Source organism: Streptomyces sp. NPDC028368 (genome assembly GCF_055565615.1).
In genome coordinates, this window is record NZ_JBVHTY010000004.1 from 555,759 (window position 1) to 577,186 (window position 21,428).

17 protein-coding genes and 3 pseudogenes are annotated in these 21,428 nt (G+C 67.3%); 14 read left to right on the forward strand and 6 right to left on the reverse strand.

What is annotated here, in order from left to right; translation table 11 throughout:
- Positions 1 to 591: 591 nt before the first annotated feature.
- Positions 592 to 2,265 (reverse strand): recombinase family protein, encoded by a 1,674-nt coding sequence (locus ACZ4S3_RS12580; RefSeq protein ID WP_467931349.1) that lies wholly within the window; start codon positions 2,263 to 2,265, stop codon positions 592 to 594.
- A gap of 121 nt (positions 2,266 to 2,386) precedes the next feature.
- Here ACZ4S3_RS12580 and ACZ4S3_RS12585 point away from each other — a divergent pair.
- The 7 genes and pseudogenes from ACZ4S3_RS12585 to ACZ4S3_RS12615 form a co-directional block, all read left to right on the forward strand.
- A pseudogene (locus ACZ4S3_RS12585) lies at positions 2,387 to 2,527 on the forward strand (flavin reductase family protein); the annotation flags it as partial.
- 1,191 nt (positions 2,528 to 3,718) lie between these two features.
- Positions 3,719 to 3,988: a VOC family protein gene (locus ACZ4S3_RS12590; RefSeq protein ID WP_467931353.1), complete on the forward strand. Its 270-nt coding sequence runs from the start codon at positions 3,719 to 3,721 to the stop codon at positions 3,986 to 3,988.
- Positions 3,989 to 4,786: 798 nt separating this feature from the next.
- Positions 4,787 to 6,844: a GNAT family N-acetyltransferase gene (locus ACZ4S3_RS12595; RefSeq protein ID WP_467931357.1), complete on the forward strand. Its 2,058-nt coding sequence runs from the start codon at positions 4,787 to 4,789 to the stop codon at positions 6,842 to 6,844.
- The gene (locus tag ACZ4S3_RS12600) at positions 6,841 to 7,320 is read left to right on the forward strand and encodes an ASCH domain-containing protein (protein ID WP_467931361.1); all 480 of its coding nucleotides are present in this window, start codon (positions 6,841 to 6,843) and stop codon (positions 7,318 to 7,320) included. The genes ACZ4S3_RS12595 and ACZ4S3_RS12600 overlap by 4 nt, the downstream gene beginning before the upstream one ends.
- 912 nt (positions 7,321 to 8,232) lie before the next feature.
- Positions 8,233 to 9,444, forward strand: a complete 1,212-nt coding sequence (locus ACZ4S3_RS12605) for a molybdopterin-dependent oxidoreductase (RefSeq protein ID WP_467931365.1) — start codon at positions 8,233 to 8,235, stop codon at positions 9,442 to 9,444.
- On the forward strand, positions 9,441 to 9,959 hold the full coding sequence (locus tag ACZ4S3_RS12610) for a hypothetical protein (RefSeq protein ID WP_467931369.1): 519 nt from the start codon (positions 9,441 to 9,443) through the stop codon (positions 9,957 to 9,959). Before ACZ4S3_RS12605 ends, ACZ4S3_RS12610 begins: the two co-directional genes overlap by 4 nt.
- 144 nt (positions 9,960 to 10,103) lie before the next feature.
- Positions 10,104 to 10,829 (forward strand): class I SAM-dependent methyltransferase, encoded by a 726-nt coding sequence (locus ACZ4S3_RS12615; protein ID WP_467931374.1) that lies wholly within the window; start codon positions 10,104 to 10,106, stop codon positions 10,827 to 10,829.
- On the opposite strand, the gene ACZ4S3_RS12620 is transcribed toward ACZ4S3_RS12615, so the two are convergent.
- From ACZ4S3_RS12620 to ACZ4S3_RS12630, 3 genes are all read right to left on the reverse strand, one after another.
- Positions 10,801 to 12,222 (reverse strand): hypothetical protein, encoded by a 1,422-nt coding sequence (locus tag ACZ4S3_RS12620; RefSeq protein ID WP_467931378.1) that lies wholly within the window; start codon positions 12,220 to 12,222, stop codon positions 10,801 to 10,803. The two genes, ACZ4S3_RS12615 and ACZ4S3_RS12620, sit on opposite strands and share 29 nt — an antisense overlap.
- A complete protein-coding gene (locus tag ACZ4S3_RS12625; protein ID WP_467931382.1) occupies positions 12,194 to 12,931 on the reverse strand; it encodes a flavodoxin family protein in 738 nt (245 codons plus the stop codon). The genes ACZ4S3_RS12620 and ACZ4S3_RS12625 overlap by 29 nt, the downstream gene beginning before the upstream one ends.
- 324 nt (positions 12,932 to 13,255) lie before the next feature.
- Complete coding sequence (locus ACZ4S3_RS12630) at positions 13,256 to 14,677, reverse strand: amino acid permease (protein WP_467931386.1); 1,422 nt, start codon at positions 14,675 to 14,677, stop codon at positions 13,256 to 13,258.
- A gap of 642 nt (positions 14,678 to 15,319) precedes the next feature.
- Between ACZ4S3_RS12630 and ACZ4S3_RS12635 the strand changes: the two genes are divergently transcribed.
- Entirely contained in the window at positions 15,320 to 16,819 is a 1,500-nt protein-coding gene (locus tag ACZ4S3_RS12635) for a SulP family inorganic anion transporter (protein WP_467931390.1), read from the forward strand.
- 94 nt (positions 16,820 to 16,913) lie between these two features.
- Here ACZ4S3_RS12635 and ACZ4S3_RS12640 read toward each other — a convergent pair whose 3' ends face one another.
- Positions 16,914 to 17,435: a MarR family winged helix-turn-helix transcriptional regulator gene (locus tag ACZ4S3_RS12640; RefSeq protein ID WP_350256810.1), complete on the reverse strand. Its 522-nt coding sequence runs from the start codon at positions 17,433 to 17,435 to the stop codon at positions 16,914 to 16,916.
- Positions 17,436 to 17,619: 184 nt separating this feature from the next.
- On the opposite strand from ACZ4S3_RS12640, the pseudogene ACZ4S3_RS12645 reads away from it, so the two are divergent.
- The 3 genes and pseudogenes from ACZ4S3_RS12645 to ACZ4S3_RS12655 all read left to right on the forward strand — a co-directional run.
- Positions 17,620 to 17,967: pseudogene (locus tag ACZ4S3_RS12645) on the forward strand (chloride channel protein); the annotation flags it as partial.
- Positions 17,968 to 17,971: 4 nt separating this feature from the next.
- Complete coding sequence (locus tag ACZ4S3_RS12650) at positions 17,972 to 19,237, forward strand: ArsB/NhaD family transporter (protein WP_467931394.1); 1,266 nt, start codon at positions 17,972 to 17,974, stop codon at positions 19,235 to 19,237.
- Positions 19,238 to 19,454: 217 nt separating this feature from the next.
- Entirely contained in the window at positions 19,455 to 20,063 is a 609-nt protein-coding gene (locus ACZ4S3_RS12655; RefSeq protein WP_467931398.1) for a class I SAM-dependent methyltransferase, read from the forward strand.
- Between the two features lie 50 nt (positions 20,064 to 20,113).
- Here ACZ4S3_RS12655 and ACZ4S3_RS12660 read toward each other — a convergent pair whose 3' ends face one another.
- A complete protein-coding gene (locus ACZ4S3_RS12660) occupies positions 20,114 to 20,359 on the reverse strand; it encodes a DUF4142 domain-containing protein (RefSeq protein ID WP_467931401.1) in 246 nt (81 codons plus the stop codon).
- Positions 20,360 to 20,469: 110 nt separating this feature from the next.
- Here ACZ4S3_RS12660 and ACZ4S3_RS12665 point away from each other — a divergent pair.
- The 3 genes and pseudogenes from ACZ4S3_RS12665 to ACZ4S3_RS12675 all read left to right on the forward strand — a co-directional run.
- Positions 20,470 to 20,610, forward strand: a pseudogene (locus ACZ4S3_RS12665) (flavin reductase family protein); the annotation flags it as partial.
- A 151-nt stretch (positions 20,611 to 20,761) separates the two neighbouring features.
- Positions 20,762 to 21,112 carry a hypothetical protein gene (locus tag ACZ4S3_RS12670; RefSeq protein WP_467931406.1) on the forward strand — a complete coding sequence of 117 codons (351 nt, stop codon included), beginning with the start codon at positions 20,762 to 20,764 and terminating at the stop codon, positions 21,110 to 21,112.
- Positions 21,113 to 21,115: 3 nt separating this feature from the next.
- Positions 21,116 to 21,400: a hypothetical protein gene (locus ACZ4S3_RS12675; protein ID WP_467931410.1), complete on the forward strand. Its 285-nt coding sequence runs from the start codon at positions 21,116 to 21,118 to the stop codon at positions 21,398 to 21,400.
- Positions 21,401 to 21,428 lie beyond the last annotated feature (28 nt).

Genomic DNA, 21,428 nt, shown 5'->3' on the forward strand with positions numbered 1-21,428 from the left:
GCACGACTCCGCTGCTGATACGCAGCCGACAACTCCAGCCGTCTGACAGGAGGGGAAACGGTCATCCGATGTCTCTCCAAGGGAACGGAAACGACACTGCTCTCCGTGCCACTGTGCGCGAGGTGTCGGGTGTCTCTAGCGGAGGCTGGAGTGTCACCAGATCTCCGTGACGCGCCCCCGCAACCCAGCTCAACCTCGGCATTCACGGATTGCCGGTGGGGAACGAATGTGCGCCATTTGGTGCGGCCGGATTTATTTCCTACCGTGCCCTTCTGTACGCCGACTGACGGATTCCAGGAGTGATGGAGAGCCCTGGGCGAGCGTTCGTTGTGCGGTAATCCAAATCTTCAGACTGGAAAGTGATATGGCGTGTGATCAGGCATTGCATCGCGTAATGGGCGCGGATGCGGGAGCTGTTTCGAAGAGCCGATGGGAGGGCAAGTACGAGCGTGATTGGGTGGAGAGGTTCCTCGAAGAGAGTCCGGTCCTGGTGGAGGCCGAAGCAATGCGAGTACGGAAGCTCTTGGAATATATGGGGCGGTGAGATGAGAGGCGGCCTCAGTCGATCGATCGGCTGAGGCCGCCTGTTGCTTATGCGGCTATTTCTGAAGCTGTCTTCCAGCGTGGAGCGAGACGCGCTTTCACGAGCTCGGACCGGTCAAACTCGGGTGATGGGAGAGGTGGATGCACCGTGATGGAGTGCAGGTAGCGCTTCAGGATCGCGCGCCTCTGAAGCAGCGAACCCGCTGTCCAATTGGCTAGGAGTTCCTCGGGTGCGACCCTCGGTGGAGGAGTGCCCTCCAGGCCGGCGAACGATTCCCTGAGACTCGAAATCTTGCGATTGAGAGCTGCCAGCATGGTGAAGTAGTCTTCCTCGGTCAAATCGGCCTCACGCAAGGAGCCTTCGGGCCACCGGTGGATGAGTTCGCTCTTCCGGGCCAGTTCCTGATCCAGCCGCGCCTGCAGGGTTGTGATGGTGTCGGCGGATTGATCCAAGCCGGTCTGCGATGCCTGAAGCTGCTTACGCAGGAAGGCATTCATGGCTTCCTCGACCGCCACGTCAGCGGCTGGCGCCGAGACAGCGATTCCCCCGCAGCCACCCCGGTCGGACGATGGACAGACGTAGTTGTGGACCACCTTTCCTGACTTACGCCGGTAGCGGTGTCCCACCAGACCTCGATGGCATTTTCTGCACCGCAGGATTCCGGAGAGAAAGTACTTGTTGACCGGCGCGATGCCGGCCTCGCCGGGCTTGATTCCGGCCTTCTGGCGGCGGCGTTGCCACTCGAACTGGACCCGGGACCAGAGCTTGGGGGTAACGATGGGTTCCCACGAGCCGAGCAAGGGACGTCCCGCGTCATCGAAGAGGACCAGTGACCAGCCATCCCCGGCAGTGGCGGCTTGGACCCGATGTTTCCCCGCGTAGGAGATCATGCCCGCGTAGCGCGGATTGCGGAGCATCTTGGCGACCATCGTGGACGACCAGGTGCGGGCGGCAGGAGGCTTGATCCCTTCGGCATTGAAGGTCCGGGCGACGCTGTAGGCCGATTCCCCCGACATGAAATCCTGGAAGATCCGGACGACAACGTCGGCCTCGTCCGGGACAAGCTGTCCCTTGCGCTCGCCCTTGCGGACCCAGCCGTAGGCGATGCGGCCTTGGGCGACGCCGTTCTGGGCGGCGGAGAGGTGCTGGCGGGCGATGCGGCGGGTGGTGTCCTCGGAGGGCTTGAGCGCCATCACGCACATCATGCGGGCCATGTGGCGGTCGCTGTCGTTGATGAGGTTCATGCGGCCACCGGTTGCGCCGGTGACCGGCCGCTTGACGTACTCGACGATGTCGATGAGGTCTTCGAGATCCCGGGGCTGGCGGACGAGCCGGTCGAGGTCGTAGAAGATGACGCCGTCGATGACGCCATTGGCCGGGTCGGCGAGGAGCTGGCGGAATTCGGGGCGCAGGACGATCCAGTCGATGGAGCCGTCGGGCTTGATGACCTTGCGCTTCTTGAAGGCGGAGGTGTCGTTCTCGCGGTAGATCTTGGCGAAGGAGCCCCAGCGCAGGCGGGCGCGGGTGTCTTCTGCGTCTTCGAGCTGGCGGTCGACACCGGCTTCGAGGCCGAAGCGGTCGGAGGAGATGCGCAGGTAGGCGCCGGGGCGCTTGGGGGCGTATGCCGCGAGGTGGTCGTGGAGGTTGAGGGTGACCTGGCCGCCGCGGGCGTGGGCGGGGACCTCGAAGTCTTCCCGGACGGTGGGGGCTGCTGCGGGCAAGGTGTCGGCTCCTGGCGATCGGTGGCTCCCGATACCGGGCACTTTCCGTCGAGCTCAGGGGTTTGGTGGTGCCGTGAATCCGCCGTAGGATCCGCGGCCGCCGGTGTGGATACTGATCACCATGCGCATTGACTTTGATCCCGCTGAGATGTCCCGCAACGAGTTCTACAAGCTCCTGACCGCGCTGGTCGTGCCGAGGCCCATCGCCTGGGTGTCCACGATCTCCGCGGATGGCACTGCAAATCTGGCACCTGCGAAGTTCTGAGGAAAGCGGTATCGGGGGATGGGACGTTAGCCCAGGTCAGAGAGGTCCGGCAATGGCCGGCGTCGGCGTTGAAGCGCCGGCACCGGTCTTGACTTGGCCGCGGGCTCCCCTTTCTTTACCTCGCCCGAGACCAGCCTGCCAACGAGCCAGTGGGACACACGTGGGCCCCGGTTCTGATTGGCTGTGCAGCCGTTGGCTCGTGTCAGGGCATCGCCGGAGGGTGTGAAAGGGGCCGAGGTCTACTCGGTATCGCTCTTGGGCGGCCGTGAATCGATCAACCGGTGAGGCGCCTGTTGTTGCCGACAGGTAGGCGATGCTGGGCCTTCGAATGTGCCACGGTCAGCATGTGGACGCTCCCACGACCACCTTCTTCGGTGAAGAGCCCACCAGCGGGTTCCTCGTCTGCTGGTGGTACTAGCGCTCACATCGGTGCTGACCTGCTGAAATGGTGGGCTTTGACTGCCGCTGGCACAGCGATGGTCCGTGAATGGTCCGGATCTTGGCGTCAGCTCGGGCTGCCGGTGCTGCACGGGAGCGGTTGTCAGCCGGACAACTGACCCGAACCAACGCGTTGGGGCCGAGCGTCACCTTCATGCGAGACGCCAACGGCGATGTCACCCACAAAGACGCAATGGAGCAGGGGAGGGAGTCTCGACGTGTTACCGATGACGCATCATGTGGAGTGCGTCGTCATCCTTGAGCGGGCCGCAAAGGGCGCCTGACCTGCAGATTTGGGTGACGTGCGCTATGCGCGGTGTGGGCGTTACGGGCGATATTTTGACGCTGAAATGACGCTCTCTGCGGCATCTTGACGCTCATATGACGCTTGTTCTGATGGGGCGTCACCTGCCTGGCCGTGCAGGTCGCGAGTGCTGCAAGGCGCAGTTCCCGAGGTTTGTCTTTACGGAACTTGCCGAAGATTGCTCTGGTTTCGTCGTCGCTGATTGCAGCGGCGACCGGGCGTTGTTGATGGCTGGCAGCCGCGATCCGGTCGATTGCAGGTTTCTGCCCGACGAGGGCAACTTAGCACGCAGCTGTCGCCGCACGTGCGCGGTTATCGTCGGTTGGATGACGACTCACTTACGGCGCCTCACCATCCCGGGCCAGGATCCTGCCGCACTCGCCCGGTTCTGGGGCGGGGTGCTGCTCCGCCCGGTGATTGACGGCAGTGACGGCCTTCACCTGTAGATGGTCGAAGGGAACGAGCCGCAGGCCCTGTACTTCACGCAAGCGGTGGCCCGGTCGGCTCCGGAAGGCGGCCCGTTCCTCAGCGTCGGGGCATTGTGCGGCCCACTCGCCGACGAGGTCGAATGGATCGTTCGCCTCGGGGCCGTGCTTCTCCACCATTCCCCGGGCGATCCCCGGTCTGTGACGATGGCGGACCCAGAAGGCCATCAGTTCATGGTCGAGTTGAGCGACGAGGAGCTCCTCGAGGATGAACTCGGCTTGACGCGGTAGAGCCCTTTGTTCCGGCAAAGGTCTTTCGCGAAGTGCGTCGAGGGTGGCGGCGGGGTGTGGTCAAGTTGGAGACGCTGCAGCTGGCCCCGCCGGCCAGAGCGCACTCGGCGGTGGGCGTTGCTCTGGTGCTCAGACGGGGAGTAGGGCCCTTTCACTGCACGTTGGATGAATTCAGGCTCAGGTCGGGTCAACTGCGTTTGCGCCAGACCTTCTATGCGGTGGTCGCGTCGGAGGCGGAAGGCGTGTTCTTCGGCGGAGGATGTGCGAAGCAGCTAATGGTGGGGAGTGCTCAGGGCCAAGGGCGTGGAGTTCAAGCACGTCTTCCTGCCTCGACGCGATGCGTCACTGCCACATCAGACGGCATGCTGACGCAGCCAGCGTCGAGGAACGTCACAGACGGCTCGGGAGCGGGAGGAACTGCTGCGCGGCCGGCTCTTTGTGGCCATGCCCTGGGCTCGCGGCCTGCTTTGGCTTGGCGGCATCGCTGGGTAGGGTCACGGACCCAGTGCAGTGCCCAGTTTTGGCTTTTCCCGTCTGAGATGGAGCAGGCGCTCAGAAGGCACCTGGCGGATAGGGATAGGGGAGCCTTTGACCTGCACGAATGCTGTGTAGGGCTGACCGATGGCCAAAACTTCAGGGAATTTCGGGACGGACGGGCCATCCGGGCTTGCCCACGCGTGGGCGTGAATCGCGCCGACCTGGGCCGGTTTTGACCGATCGGTGGCTTGGCTGAGGACCGCTGGGCACTATGCGGTTGGGGCGGTGATTGCCGAAGTCAGGGCAACCGGAGGGGGAAAGATGGCGATCAAGGTGCGGCCGGTGACGGGGGAGCAGTCCGAGCTGCTTGACGGGGTCATCGCGTTGGGCAACCGATACACCAAATTCCTGGGCTTGCTCACGCCACCTGCCTACCGCAAGCTTGCCGACGATGGCGGCTTGTTGGTCGCGGTGGAGGGCGAGGAAGTTGTCGGCTACGCGCTCTTTGGATTGCCCAAGCGGAGGCTCCATGTGCGCCTTGCGCACCTTTGTGTAGCCGAGGAACACCGGGGGAGGGGCATCGCTCGTCTGCTGGTGGAGGCGATCCGGGAGCGGAACACGCACAGGCTCGGCATTCGGGCAAAGTGCCGGCGCGACTACGGGCTCAGCGGCATGTGGACTGGCCTCGGGTTTATCCCGAAGGGGGAGAGCCTGGGGCGGGGCGAAGACCAGGAGACCCTGGACACCTGGTGGTTGGACCTTGGTCATGAAGACCTGTTCGCCGAGGCGCCGAGCGACGCATTGCTGGTGGTGGCCATCGACCACGGAGTCTTCGCAGGGCTTCGCGGTGTGGGTGCGGAGCACGCCATCGAGGAGGCGCGCGCTCTTGAGGCGGGGTGGCTTGCCGACCTGGTTGAGCTCGCGTTCACACCACAGCTCCTTCACGACGTACATCACATCGAGGGTCGTGAGGAGCGGCAGCATCAGCGGGCCGGTCTGGGCGGTCTGCGATCGCTCTCGGCCCCCACCACGCTTGTGGCTGCCCGCCACAGGGAGTTGGTCGCGGCGCTGAGGAAGGAGCTGCCGGATGTGCCGGTCGACGACCAACTGCTCGGTCGCCTGCGGTACGTGGCTGAGACTTCCTGCGCCGGGCTTCAAGTGCTGGTAACTCGCGACCCAGCGCTGGGGCGGCTGGCGGACATTGCCTGGGACATTGCCCGTGTCAAGGTTGCCTCTCCCGCTGCGGTGACGATGCACGTGGACGAACTGCGCCAGGCCCAGGTTTACCGCCCGGCCGACCTGATGGGCACGGCGTTCTCCGCCGAGGAAGTTGTGCCCGGTAGCGAGGGAGAGTTGGTTGCCTTCTTCGACCAGGCGGGGGGCGACAGCGGGTCCGCTTTCGCTGAACGCCTGGCGGAGCTTCTGCGTGATGGGGTTCTGTGGCGTCGCGAACTGCTTCGCGACGGAGAGGGACGCCCTGTGGCCCTGTACGCCTGGGCGCTGGATGGCCGCACTCTGAATGTCCCGATCCTCCGGACTGCGACACACGCTTTGGAAGAGACCCTCGCCCGGCAGCTGCTCTTCCTGCTGAAGAGACTGGGGCGAGAGCGGGAGGCCCAGGCCATCGCTATCGCCGATCCCTATGTTTCTGCAGCCGCGATGGAAGCGGCCGGGGCCGACGGCTTCGTCGAGGGCGAGGGCGGCCTCACCGCACTCCTGGTCGACGTATGCGGGCCGGCCGAAGTCGTCTCCGAAGTGGCGGGAGGGATCGCGGCGCGAATGGGACGCACCGCCCCTCGCCTGGGATCTGGTGCCTCGGCGGAAGTCACGAGTGTTGCCGAGCGGGTGCTGTGGCCTGCGAAGCTCACCGACGCAGCGCTGCCGTCCTTCATCGCCCCCGTCAAGCCCCGCTGGTCGACAGAGCTGTTCAACGTCCCGGCCATGCTCGTTCCCCGTGACGACGTGCTCGGTATCAGCCGAGAGCACGTCTACTATCGGTCCTCCGGCCACCGAGGTGAAAGCGTCCCCGCCCGGATCCTCTGGTATGTCAGCGACGGCGTGTCCAGGCAGCAGGGCAAGATGGCGATCGGCTGCTCGCGACTGGACGAGGTGCTCATCGATGACCCGGACACCCTCTTCTCGCGATTCGAACACCTGGGCGTATATGGTCGTGCTGAAGTGCGCGCGGCGGCCGATGCTTCGGGCAAGGTCATGGCGCTGAGGTTCTCAGACACGGAGACCTTTCCCGTACAGGTGACGCACGGACGGCTGATCGCGTTGGCCCGAGGGCTGGGACTACGGTTGTCGCTGATGTCGCTGTCGAAGATCAGCAACGCGCTGTTCCAGGCGGTCTACGAAGAGGGGCACCGAAAGACGTGAGCGATCCGGAGCGCGCGATGCTGCTGTCCGTCCACCCCAGGTTCGCCACGGCGATCCTGGCCGGGACCAAGACGGTGGAGGTGCGCCGTCAGCGCGTCGCCGCTCCACCCGGTACTCCTGTTTTCCTGTATGCGACGGCGCCCACCATGGCCATCGTGGGCATGGCGCGAATCGCGTCGGTTCACGTGGCTTCCCCTCGCGAGGTCTGGTCGGCCAGTCGTAAGGGCGCCGGTATCAGCCGCCGTGAGTACGACGAATACATGAGCGGGGCGACCCAGGCCAGCGGCCTTGCGCTGGACGACCCCGTTACGTTTGAGGCACCCGTACTGCTCGCTGCTCTCCGGACGTCCGGCTCCTTCCATCCTCCGCAGAGCTACCGGTACTTGACTGGTGAGGACCTGCGAAAAGTGACCGTGGCGGCACCAGCGTCCGGCGCGGCCCTCCATGGGGCTCTCAGGCAACTCGTTCCGGCCTGAGGAGGTATCCGCGGGCGACCGATGTCGAACCCGCACTCTGAGCTTGGGAATCAGGGGGCTTTCGGGTGTCTGAAGCCTGTCTGACCAGGGATAATGCTGCAGCCGGGGTGGGTGTGCCCGGTTGAGTCTCCGCCCCTGTTGACCGCTGCTTACCGCTCCATCTGGCACGGTACTGGCACGGCGGGCCACGCGGCTCCTAAGGCAGGACCTCCGCGTGGGGCGCGTAGCTGTTCGTCCCGGGCGTTGCTGCCGACGCGTACACGGATTGCTCGGGCGAAGGGCGGTCCGACCGGGCGGCCCGGACTTTCGGGTAGAGGGGCACCCATAGGCCGGCGGCGGCGAGGGGGCCCTCTTTCGCATCGGAGCCGGCAGGTCAGATGTTGGTTGCGGTGTAGGTCGCTGCCCACGCCATGACTGACGGCGGCGTTCTGTCGCTCGCTGTGCACTTTCTGTGCTCGGGCATTTCGCGAAGTGCCGAGGGATCGGGCCGGCCCGTGGCGGGCCTCACACCTTCTCTTGCCCATCGGGAATTCGCATGATCGGCCGCCGCCCGGAAGTCCCAATTCTTCAGGTTCACCCGAAAACGTCCCGCCGACGCATACCGTTGTTCCTGCGCGGCGGACTGAGCGCCGTGGACACGGTGAAGGGACCGGGATGGAGCCCAGCGACAGCGGCAATGAGCCACACCCTCCCGACGCACCGCGGCCCGACAAGGTGAAACCCGCCGGGCCGTCGCGCGCGGGACGCCCTGAGCCCGAATCCGCGGACAGAAGACCCCCGCCTCATGGGGCTACGGCACCCCAGGGGGGTGGCCGCCGGAGCCTGCCCGGTCTGCCGGGCGGTCCGCCGCCGCCCGGCCCGACGCGCCCCGCGTTCTGGCGGAGTCCGCTGCGCGGGCCCTGGCTGACGTCGGTGTTCGGGTTGATCCTGCTCGTCGGCATCACCGTGCTGTTCGTGACCGGGCTGCTGTCCTACGCCGCCTATAACCCCGATCTGGCGCCGGGCAACGACCACACGCCGAACAAGGGCTGGCTCGGCTTCTATCTGTTCTCCTGGCCCACCAGCCCTTACTGGCTTTACCGCTTCACCCAAGGCGTGCACGTCACGCTCGGCGTGGTGCTGATCCCGATCCTGCTGGCGAAGCTGTGGTCGGTCATTCCGAAGCTGTTCTCCTGGCCGCCGCTGCGTTCGCCGAGCCACGCGCTGGAGCGGCTCTCACTGCTGCTTCTCGTGGGCGGCGTGCTGTTCGAGTTCGTCACCGGCGTGTTGAACATCCAGCTGCACTACATCTTCCCCGGGTCCTTCTACACCTTGCATTTCTACGGTGGCTGGGTGTTCATCGGCGCTTTCATCGTGCACATCGCCTTCCGCATCCCCGCCATGTCCAGGGCTCTGCGCAGCCGCCGGTGGCGTACCGAGCTGCGGACCTCTACGGCACATACCCAGCCCGAACCCGCCGACGACACGGGGCTGGTGACCCCGAATCCGGCGCCGCCGACCATGTCGCGGCGCGGTGCGCTGGGCCTGGTAGGGGCCGGGTCGCTCGGACTGCTCATCGTGACCGCAGGCCAGAGCATCGGCGGATCCCTGCGCAAGACCGCGCTGCTGGCTCCGCACGGGCAGGAGCCCGGCACGGGACCCAATGGCTTCCAGATCAACAAGACCGCCGCGGGCGTCGGTATCCGTGCCCGTGACATCGGCCCCCACTGGCGGCTCGTCGTACGCGGGGACGGCCGGGAGGTGACCTACACCCGCGAACAGGTGCTGGCCCTGCCACAGCACACGGCTGCACTGCCCATCGCCTGCGTGGAGGGCTGGTCCACCGACGACCAGCTCTGGACCGGCGTCCGGTTGTCCGAACTCGCCTCCCGGGTCGGACTGGGGCAGAGCCCGCCGGGCGTGTTCGTCGAGTCCGCACAGCGCGGCGGCGCCTTCAGCTCGACCCATCTGCGCGACAACCAGGTGCGCAATGCCCGGTCGCTGCTCGCTTTGCGGGTCAATGGTGCGGATCTGTCCGCGGACCACGGCTATCCGGCACGGATCATCGTTCCGGCCAACCCCGGTGTGCACAACACCAAATGGGTCACCCGCCTTACCTTCGGAACGGCCGGAGAAGCGTCATGAAGGGAATGCGGCAACGCTACGGGGCGTCCCCCCTTCATCTTCTGCTCGTGCTGTGCTCTTTCGCCCTGACCGGGTACGCCGGACTCCGGCTGCTGAAGGGGGACACGCTCGGCGTGGTCGTCTGGTTCGTTGGTGCCGCGCTCCTGCACGACCTCGTCTTCCTCCCCCTGTACACCGTCACCGACCGCGCCGTGCAAGGGGCGCTCAGACGTCCGAAGGAGACGACGGAGCGCTCCCGTCCGATGGTCGGCTGGATCAACTACCTTCGCGTTCCCGCCTTCGTGGCCCTTCTGTTGCTCCTGGTCTGGTACCCGCTCGTCCTGAACAGGGTCCCTGGTTTCACGGCGTATACCGCTCTGTCCGCCGATGTGTTCTGGGGCCGCTGGCTGCTGATCACCGCCGCCCTCTTCGCAGCCTCCGCACTCTGCCTGATGGTCGCCATATGGCGTACGCATGCGCTTCGGGCAGGCCAGGATGACCCCCTGCGGAAGGGACCAGGCCGCGGGCAGGCATAGGCGGTGTCGCCAGTTCCGGAGAATCACCTGCGCACGCCAGCGCTCCTTCCCGAACACTTCTGTATGTGAATGCCCTGAACGTGACAGCGGAGACACGATGCCCGGCGCGCTTGAATCGACCACACCCACGAAGGCGCCCTCCTGGTGAGCACCGAAGAGCATGCGCCAGGGCAGCAGCCGGGTTCTGCCCCTCGGCCCGACGAAGACCCGTACGCCCACGCGCTGGAGGACGGCCGCGGCCCCCTCTACATGCGCCGTATGGACGGCGGAGTTCTGTCGTCGGAGGTGGACCGCTGGTGCTCCGCACCGGATCCCGCCGACATGAGCGTCCTGCGGCGGTGCAAAGGGGCGGTCCTCGACGTCGGCTGCGGACCGGGGCGTCTGGTCACCGCCCTCAGAGCCCTCGGCCACCTGGTTCTCGGCATCGACATCAGTCGCGCCGCGGTCGCCCGCACCGCCGACACCGGAGGTGCGGCGCTGTGCCGGTCCGTCTTCGAACGGCTTCCGGGCGAAGGGCTCTGGAACACCGCTCTGCTCATGGACGGCAACATCGGGATCGGCGGTGACCCGCAGGCCCTGCTGGAGAGGATCGGGACCCTCGTGGCCCCTGACGGAAGCCTGCTGCTGGTGGAAGCGGCCACCCGTGACGTCGACGAACGGCTGCATGTGCGATTCGACGACGGCCGAGGTCATCTCGGCATGCCCTTCCCCTGGGCCCGCGTCGGCGTGGCCGCGCTGCGAGGCAAGGCAGCCGCCACCGGCTGGCAGTCTGGCGAACACTGGGCGATCGGCGGGCGCCACTTCCTCGAACTGCGGCGATCCCCTCGCCGCCGTTCGACGGTCACCAACCGGTCAGCAGCAGGTGGTTGACCAGCAGCGCGAGTACGGCCTGCCCGGCCAGCCACCAGACATGAGCGCGGTGGGGCAGCAGCGCGCAGGCGGGCAGCAGCCAGATGGCGAAGGGCAGCCAGATGCGTTCGGTCTCCGCCTTGCTCATCCCGGACGCATCCGCGAGCAGCATCATGCACAACGCCGCGGCGACCACCACGGACAGCGCACCACGCCCGGCCGGCGACGTACGACGCATCCCCCGCACGGCCGGCCACAACGGGCCGGCGGCGCGGCGCAGGCCCGCAATCGTGGCCAGACCCACCGTCAGTACCTGGGCGGCCAGATTGGCCCAGACGAAGTAGCCGTACGGGCGTACCTTCGCGGCGCCCTGGTAGTAGCGCTCGACGAGGGTCGTGTAGCCGTCAAGCCACCAGAACCCGGCGGCGGTGAAGGCCACCACCCAGAGCAGCACGCCCAGGATCACGTACGGCAGCGGGCGTGCGGAACGAGCGATGAGCAGGACGGAGCCGCCGAGCACGACGAGGACGGTCAGGCCGTATGAGAGGTACCAGGCGAGCCCCAGCAGCAGACCGGCCCCCAGAGACGCGAGGCGCGGCACCCGCGTCGTTCGGGTGGACGCCAGCGTGAGCAGTGCGATCGCCCAGGCGGAGACACCGGCGAAGTAGCCGTCGGCACTGGCGCCGATCCATACCGCCGCCGGGGCCAGCACCAGGAACGGGGCTGTCCGTCGGGCCAGTTGCTCACCGCACAGGGCCCGGACGGTGACCATGACCGCGGCGGCGAAAGCCGACCCGATGGTGATGCACCAGGCCGCCGCCCAGGCGCCACCACCCAGCCCGATACGGTCCAGCGCGACGAACGTCAACAGCGCGCCGGGCGGGTGGCCCGCCACATGCGCCGGCCAGATGTGGGGTGAGCCGACCAGGATGTGGTGCGTGAAGTTCCCCAGGAACGCGGGCACATCGTGCACGTCGTCCACGGACTGCAGGTACTCCAGGCTGGTGGTCAGCCGCTCGGTGATCCCGCGCCCCCAGCCGTCCACCAGCGCGAGCGACCACGTCCAGGCCATCGCCGCGGCCCATGCGGCCGGCACCAGCACCCGCCACGACAGGCGCCGCGCAGTTGGCGGACCGTAGACCACCACCAGCGCGGCGACGGCGAGCGCCGCCGGCGTCCCCGGGCCGAGGTGCGGCAGCCACCATGCGTACAGTGGCGGCCACCCCAGCCGCAGAATGCCCTCCGAACCGTAGACGCTCCTGTTGACGGCACGCCCGATGACCACCGCCAGCACGAACAGCATGACGGCGGCCGTCGCCGCCCAAAGATCGCTGCGGCACTCCCGCTTCCGCGCGCTCGCTGTCACCGCAGGGCGGCCTGCCCGGCTATCGGTGTTCGGGGTTTTCGTAGTCATGGCGGCACCCGGCGTCCCAGGAGGTGCGCTGGTTGCCGTAGGCGGGGATGCCGCCGGCGTCCTTGAGCGTTCGGGCCAGGTGCAGCAGGTTCCAGGTCATGAAGGTGGTGTTGCGGTTGGTGAAGTCGTTGTCCGGGCCGCCAGAGCCGGGGTCGAGGTAGGAGGGGCCGGGGCCTGCCGCGCCGATCCAGCCGGCGTCGGCCTGAGGGGGGATGGTGTAGCCGAGGTGCTGGAGGCTGTAGAGGACGTTCATGGCGCAGTGCTTGGCGCCGTCCTCGTTTCCCGTGATCAGGCAGCCGCCGACCCGCCCGTAATAGGCGTACTGGCCCGACTCGTTGAGGAGGCTGGAGCAGGCGTAGAGACGTTCGATCACTCGCTTGCTCACCGAGCTGTTGTCGCCGAGCCAGATGGGACCGGCGAGTACGAGGATGTCGGCTGCCGTGACCTGTTCGTACAACCCCGGCCAGGTGTCGGTCTGCCAGCCGTGTTCGGTCATGTCCGGCCAGACGCCGGTGGCGATGTCATGGTCGACGGCCCGCACGACATCGACGTGGACACCCTGCGCTTCCATGATGCCCACGCTGCGGTCGATGAGCCCCTGGGTGTTGCTCCGCTCCGGCGACCGCTTGAGGGTGCAGTTGAACACCAGGGCACGCAGGTCGTCATAGTGCGCTGGGGGTGAATCGGTGGAAGGCGGCTGGGCGGTCACGGAGCACTCCCGGGATCCTGCCACCGTGCCGTTCACGGCGGCGCAGTGCTGCCCATCGTGCTGGTCCGGCTGCCGCTCCACCTGGAGCGGCACGACCGTTCGCTTACGACCACCCCGACAGTCGAACACTCACCGGACCTGTACGAACTCGGTGCCGAGCATGCCCCGGGCCTGGTGTTCGGCGCCGACTGTGGACCGCAAGGTTATCGCGGTGATCGGTCCGGTCTCCGGCTCGACGGCGAGGAGGGCTTTGCACCCGTCCTGCCTCCAGTATCGGGTCTTGTGCACATGCCGGCTTCGGGATCGACGGTGGAGACCATCGATTCAGCCGGTTGCCTCGGGCAGGGCCTCGGCTTGGACCTCGGCCTGGGCCTCGACGTCCTCGATGCCGTCCGGGCGTCCGGCGCGGATCCACCGGAGGTAAAGGGCCCCGGCGATGAGGAGGGTGGCGGCGAGGGAGAGCATCGGCCAGCCGCGGAGCAGGTTCACCGCCAGGGTGAACGCGACGGCGGCTGCGGCGAGGGCGTTGACCCAGGCCAGGGTCGGCTTTTTCTCCGCGCGGGCGAAGCGGGCCATTGCCACGAGGCCGACCAGGAAGCTGACGAAGACGGCGACCGCGTAGAACAGGACCAGTTCCTGCTCCTCGCCCGCTGCGGCCACGATGATCACGGCGGCGGCGATCAGGTACGCGACGACGGACCAGTACGGGGTGTGGTGCCTGTTCGTGCGGCCGAGGACCGGCGGCAGGACCCCGGGAGCGCCTGCCGTTCCGGCCAGGGCCTTGAGCAGGCCGGGGCCCGCCTGGAAGGAGGAACTGGCGGCGGCGAGCAGGAGCAGGGAACTGGTCAGCTGGAACGCCCCGTACAGCCAGCCGGGTCCGGTGGCGGAGCGCGCGATGTCGGCGATCTGGGTGGACTCGGCGGCCGGGATGCCGATGTGCAGGTGCAGCGCGAGGGCGGTGAGCGCGAGCGTCAGGCCGCCGACGATGACCAACAGCAGGGCGAGGGTGCCGCGGCCGAAGCGGCGTCGGTGGGTGTCGTCGAGCTGGCCGAGCTGGGCGATCGCAGTGGAGGGTGCTTCGACGCCGGTGGCCAGGGCCATCGCGACGGGGAAGGCGAGCACGACGGCCAGCGCGGCAGGCCGTCCGGCGTCGGTACTGGCCGGGGCGTGGCCCACCTCGTGCGGGCTGACGAAGCCGAGGACCAGGACGGCGACGGAGACCACGACGAACAGCACGGTCATCGCCGCGAACAGCAGGCGGCCGCCGTGCCCGAACCAGGTCAGCCCGGCCACCAGCACCAGCAGCCCCAGGGCCAGCGGGACACGTGCCCCGGCGAGCGCGGGGAAGAGGGCGATCGCCGCGCTGGCCGCTGCCGAGATGGAGATACCGATGGTCAGGACGAAGTCGACCACCAGCGCGCCGATGGGCAGGAACGTCCAGCGCGGCCCGAATGCCCGCCCGGCCGCGGCGGCCGCGCCACCGCCCTTGGGGAAGCGGCGCACCAGCTGCCAGTAGTTCGCGGTCACCACGACGACGAGGCCGACTACCAAGGACATGGTGGGCAGCAGCAGCGCCAAGTCACCGTGGAGCGCACGCAGGGCCGCTTCGATGGCGTAGGCGACGGAGGAGACCGGATCCGCGATCACCGCGAAGGCGAAGGCGATGAACAGCACCGACGTGCGCGGTCCCCGGCTGGAGCGCACCGGCGGTATGGCCGCGGACACGGCGGCCTTGGGGAGAGTCATGCGCGGGAGAGCCTTTCATGGCCGACGAAGCGGAGAAACGCACTGCATGCCGACCAGACTTCCCGGCTCACCTGGCGTTAACGATACGTCAGCGGACCGCTATGAAGGCGCTAAGGAGGCGTCAAGATCAAGCGTTCGACCGCGCCGTCCCATGGAGGCTGGGATGCCTTCGATGACCCGGTCGGCTTTGCGAGATACGCCGACTACTCACCGTGTCGACCGCCATCTCGCCTGTGCGAGGTCCATCCAGCCAGTGACCGGTGCACGGCCCGATGCGCGATGCGTCTCAGTAGAATCGCTGGACGGTGGATGTGTGGGTGGCTCCCTGCCGTGCTCCGTCCCTCGTTCCATGGCGCGGGATAACCTCCCGCGGCCGCCAGCCGTGTCGGGGCCGACGACGCCCCCGGCGAAGACCGATGTCAGTAGGGAAGAGTGTGCGCATGCCCATCCTGCCCGGCGCCGCTGCTTGCCCGCCGTGACCCCTCGCCCTTGAGCAGCGGCCGAACCGAGTGGGGCGTACGCCGCGCTCAGTGATTTCGCCCGGCGTTCGCCGGCTTCGTGGATTGCCGTCCCGGCCTTCCGCCCTCTCCCGCACGTCCCTATGGCCGGGGCGGGCCCGACCACGACAGGTTTCGCTTCCCCTTGTCTTCTTACGCACCGTCCCCCGTCGCGCGGCTGCGCGGCTTCCGCCCGCCATGGCTGTCCCCGAAGGTGTTCCGTACGGAGGTGCTGGCCGGCCTGGTCGTCGGCCTGGCGCTGATCCCCGAGGCGATCTCCTTCTCGGTCATCGCCGGGGTCGATCCCAAGGTGGGGTTGTTCGCGGCCTGCACCATGGCCATGGTGATCGCCCTTGTTGGCGGCCGCCCCGCGATGATCTCGGCTTCCACCGGTGCGGTGGCTCTGGTCGTGGCGCCCGTGGTCCGCGAGCACGGCCTCGGCTACCTGATCGCGACCGTCATCCTGGCCGGTGTCTTCCAGATCGTGCTCGGCGCGGTGGGCGTGGCGAAGCTGATGCGGTTCGTGCCGCGCTCGGTGATGGTCGGTTTCGTGAACGCGTTGGGGATCTTGCTGTTCACGGCCCAGATACCCAACCTGCTAGATGTGCCGTGGGCGGTGTATCCGCTGGTCGCCGCAGGGCTCGCCCTGATGGTGTTCTTCCCGCGGCTCACCAAGGCCGTGCCCGCGCCGTTGGTCTCCATCGTCATCCTCACCGTCGTCACTGTCGCGGCCGGAATCGTCGTCCCCACCGTCGGTGACAAGGGCAAGCTGCCTTCCTCTCTGCCCGTGCCCGGCCTGCCGGACGTCCCGTTCAGCCTCCACACCCTGACCGTCATCGCGCCCTACGCGCTGGCGATGGCCCTGGTCGGACTGATGGAGTCGTTGATGACCGCCAAGCTGGTGGACGAGATGACCGACACCCGCTCCAACAAGACGCGCGAGTCGATCGGTCAGGGCATCGCCAACATCGTCACCGGCTTCTTCGGCGGCATGGGCGGCTGCGCGATGATCGGCCAGACGATGATCAACGTCAAGAACGGGGCCCGCACCCGGCTGTCCACCTTCCTCGCCGGGTTCTTCCTGCTCATCCTCTGCATCGTCCTCGGCCCGATCGTCTCCAAGATCCCCATGGCCGCACTGGTCGCCGTGATGATCCTCGTTTCGGTCGGCACCTTCGACTGGCACTCCATCAAGCCGGCCACGCTCAAGCGGCTGCCGATCGGCGAGACCACCGTCATGGCGATCACCGTCGCCGTCGTGGTCGCCACCGAAAACCTCTCCATCGGCGTGGTCGTCGGCAGCCTCACCGCCATGGTCATCTTCGCCCGCCGCGTCGCGCACCTCGCCCACGTCACCGCGGTCACTGACCCCGACGGCACCCAGGTCGTCTACTCCGTCACCGGCGAACTCTTCTTCGCCTCCTCCAATGACCTGGTCACCCAGTTCAACTACGCCGGCGACCCGGACAAGGTCGTCATCGACCTCTCCTCCGCCCATATCTGGGACGCCTCGTCCGTCGCCGCACTGGACGCCGTCGAGACCAAGTACGCACAACGCGGCAAGAAGGTCGAGATCGTCGGTCTGAACGAGTCCAGCGCCCAGCTCCACAAGACGCTCAGCGGCGGACTCACCGGCAGTCACTGACCGGACCCGCCGACTTCGGTGGGCACCCGGGGCGACCGTCCCCGGGTGGTCATCGTTTCTCCCGCAGGCGGGAGAGCTGCCGTATCTGCCCAGGTCAGAGGGGTGGAGTGTCGGTCCAGCCCAAGGGGTAGGCGTCGTGGCCTGCGGGCGGTACGGCCGGTTCGCCGGCCGCCGCGGTGAAGGCGGTGAGCGCTTCGACCAGCGCCTGGCCCTGGGCGGGGTCCATGCGGCCGACGATCGCAGCGATCTCCTCCCGGCGCCGGGCCGTGACCTCCTCGACGATGCGGCGCCCGTCCTCCGTCAGCTGGATCAGGGTTTCCCGCCGGTTGTCCGGGTTGGCGTGCCGGCTGGCGAAGTCCGCGCCGATCAGCCGGTCGATCATGCGCATCGCGGTGGAGGGGTTGACCCCGAGGAGTTCGGCCACCGTGGACAGGTTGGTGGCGCCGTGTACGGACAGCACGACCAGCAGGCGGAACTGGGGCAGCGTGACCTTGTCCTCGGCTGCGGTCAGCGAGCGTGCGGACACGCCGACGAGCACCCTGGAGGCGGTCAGCACCGCGCGGGTTACCGCATCGACGTCGCCCATGTCCGGTGAGCTCCCCTCGCGCTCGATCATGCTCATTTCTACCTCGCTCGGGAGCGCACTTGACAACGTTTGCATAATGCAAAATGAGCGAGGAGAGGAAAATATGAGTGGGATAGATGCGGCGGCCCCGGCCCCTCCCGTCATTGATTCGCCGGTCGTCGAAGCGCGCCCCGCATCGGGTTGCGCCCGATTGCGTAACGCGCCGTGGGGCCTGTTGGTGCTCGCGGTGACGGTCGGTGCCGGTGCCGGGCTCGGCTCGATCGCCTTCCGCTGGCTGATCGTGACCTTCACCCACCTCTTCTCCGGCCACGGCGATTACGCGGGCGCGGGTGGCAGCGCGAACCCACACGTGCCGTGGCTGGGCCCGTTCTTCGTTCTGCTGGCCCCCGTCGTCGGCGGGCTGCTGTACGGGCCGCTGGTCGACCGGTTCGCCAAGGAGGCCCGCGGCCATGGCGTGCCGGAGGTGATGCTCGCGGTCGCCCAGCGCGGTGGCCGGATCAATCCCCAGGTCTCCATCGTCAAGGCGCTCGCCTCGGGCGGTTTGGCACAGCTGGGCGGCAGTCGTCGTGTTCGTCGGCGCCTACGCCCTGATCATCAGCGAGAAGATCCACCGCGTCGCCGTGGCCCTCGGCGGCGCAGGGCTGATGCTGGTGATCGGGGCGACCGACGATGCGTCGGCGTTCTACTCCGCGGAGTCCGGCATCGACTGGAACGTCATCTTCCTGCTCATGGGCATGATGATGATCGTCGGTGTGCTGAAGAAGACCGGCGTGTTCGAGTACCTGGCAATCTGGTCGGTCAAACGGGCCCGCGCCAAACCGTTCCGGGTCATGGCCATGCTCGTCGTCATCACCGCCGTGGCCTCGGCGCTCCTCGACAACGTCACCACGGTCCTGCTGATCGCGCCCGTCACCCTGCTCGTCTGCGAACGCCTCGCCCTGCCCGCCGCGCCGTTCCTCATCGCCGAAGTCCTGGCCTCCAACATCGGCGGCATAGCGACCCTGGTCGGCGACCCGCCCAACATCATCATCGCCAGCCGGGCCGGCCTCACCTTCAACGACTTCCTCGTCCATCTCGCCCCCCTCTCGGCGGTACTGATCGCCGTCCTCGTCGCACTGTGCCGGGTCATGTTCCGCAAGACCTTCGTCTACGACGAGGACCGGGCAGCCGAGATCATGGCGCTGGAGGAGCGCGAGGCCATCAAGGACCCGCGCCTGCTGATCCAGGGCCTTATCGTGCTCGCCCTGGTGGTGGCCGGCTTCGTCCTGCACCCGGTCCTGCACTACGCGCCCAGCATCGTCGCCCTGCTCGGCGCCGGCCTGCTCGTCGCCATCTCCTCCGCCGAGACCGGCGACGTACTTGCCGAGGTGGAGTGGCCCACCCTGGCTTTCTTCGCCGGGCTCTTCGTCATGATCGGTGGCCTGATCGACACCGGCGTCATCAACGAGATCTCCAAGGGCCTGGCCCACCTCATCGGATCCAACGAACTCGCCGGCTCCATGACGTTGCAGAGCGCCTCCGCCGTCCTCTCCGGCGTCGTCGACAACATCCCGTACGTCGCGACCATGGCCCCCATCACCAGCGACCTGGTGCACAACATGGGCGGCGGAAGCGACCACGTCATGTGGTGGGCCCTCGCCCTCGGCGCCGACCTCGGCGGCAACGCCACCGCCATCGGAGCCTCCGCCAACGTCGTCGTCCTCGGCATCGCCGAACGCAACCGCCAGCCCATCTCCTTCTGGCAGTTCACCAAGTACGGCCTGATCGTGACCGTTGCGACGGTCGCGTTGTCCCTCGTCTATGTGTGGCTGCGCTACTTCGCTCTGGCCTGACGTGGCTTGGCCGGTCATGGCGTTTATGCGCGGCGGCCGAGGTTGTCGGCCCGTGTACATGGTGAAGCCCGGACGTGACGAGCACCGTTTCGAAATCGCTGTGCAGGAGGCAGTGGGCCGGTCAGTATGGGCGAGGGAACGATCAGTGGAGAGGCGCCGTACACGGGCGCCGCACATGCGACGTCAGTCAGGCGACAGGGGCAGGATGACTTCACACATGACCTCACACAGCAACAAGGACCTTTCGCTCGATCGCGTTGCCCAGTCGGTCGCGGTCTACAGCGGCAGCGCTCACGACTATGCGGCAGTACACGCCACAAAGATGTCTGCGGCCGCTGGGCGCTTCGCCGACTCGCTGCCCAAGCCCTCGCTGATCCTCGACGCCGGCTGCGGTCCTGGCCGCGACCTCGCCCGGTTCGGCGCCCATGGGCATGTCGCCCGTGGCGTCGACCTCAACCCCGTGTTCGTCGCGATGGCCAACGTCCACGCACCCACCTCACAGTGCGATCTGCGAGAGGTCGGAGCTCGATTCCCGGCCGGGACGTTTGACGGGATCTGGGCCGCCGCATCGCTTGTACACCTCCTTGAGCCGGAAACCGCGGAGGTGCTCGACCAATTCGCCGGGCTGCTACGCCCCGGCGGCAGACTGTACGCCTGCGTCAAGGCGACCGGTCGTTCCGGCTGGCTCGACGAGCCTGACGGACGTCGCTGGTACACGGTCTGGGGCGGCGAAACGTTCGCTGATCGCGTCGCCCACGCTGGGTTCGAGGTCAACCACGTCGACCGGGGAACGTTCGTCGAGGTATGGGCCACTCGTGGCGGTTGAGCGCGCGAGGTGACGCTCGGCGTGCCTCTCCGAGCCGACGCGGTGGACGGTCATTTGGGAATGGTCGAGGCGACGTCGTCGAGGGTGGCGTCCGTGACGAGGCCGGTGTCCTCCAGAACGTCCATGTGGTCCTGGACGGTGTTGTTGGCCTGCGTCGCCAGACGTCGTACCAAGGCGTTCTTGGTGGTCGCGCGGACCTCGCCGATGGTGATGAACACCTTGCCGTGGGAAGCCCGGAGCAGGTCCACGAAGAGCTGGTCGAAGGCGCGGCCCCGGACCTTCTTCAACTGGTTCACCCAGCCTTACTGTTCGGGGGTTGCCTGGACGGGGACCGGTAACTCAGGGGTTTGGTGGTGCCATGGATCCGCTGTAAGATCCGCGGCCGCCGGTGTGGATACTGATCACCATGCGCATTGACTTTGATCCCGCTGAGATGTCCCGCAACGAGTTCTACAAGCTCCTGACCGCGGTGGTCGTGCCGAGGCCCATCGCCTGGGTGTCCACGATCTCCGCGGATGGCACTGCAAATCTGGCACCTGCGAAGTTTTGAGGAAAGTGGTATCGGTCCGGAGGACGTTAGTCCAGGTCAGAGAGGTCCGGCAATGGCTGGCGTCGGAGTTGACGGGCTGGCACCGGTCTCGACTTGGCCGCGGGCTCCCTTTCTTTACCTCGCCCGAGACCAGCCTGCCAACGAGCCAGTGGGACGCACGTGGGCCCCGGTTCTGGTTGGGTGTGCAGCCGTTGGCTCGTGTCAGAGCATCGCCGGAGGGCGGGTCCGCCTCACACACCTCGACCGGGCAACCAGTCAGCCCCTACGCCGCCACGAACGTGACCGGCCGGGCGAGCTCGTCCAGGTCGACACCAAGGAGCCCGGCAACATCGCCGACGGCGGCGCCCACGAGACCCGCAGCCGCCAGGCCGGCCGCAAGACTCGATTCGGCGCTGGCTACAGCTACCCGCACACCGCTGTCGACGACCGCTCCCGCCTGGCCTGCAGCGAAATCCACACCGACGAGAAGAAGGAATCCGCCACCGCCTTCTGGGTATGAGCCTTGAGCGTCTTCACCCGAGCCGGGATCACCGTCGAACGGGTACTGCCCGACAACGGCTCGTGCTACCGCTCCCGCGACTGGCGCGAACTGCTGGCGGCAGCCGGGAGGTCACCCACGCGAACCCGGCCCTACCGGCCCCAGGTCAACGGCAAGGTCGAATGCCTCCACCGCGCCCTGCTCGGTGAATGGGCCTACGCCTGCCCCTACCGCTCAGAGACCGAACGCCGTAACGCGTACCACGCTGGCTCCACACCTACAATCAGCACCGCGGACACACCGCCCTGAGAGGCAAACCACCCGCCAGACGCGGCCC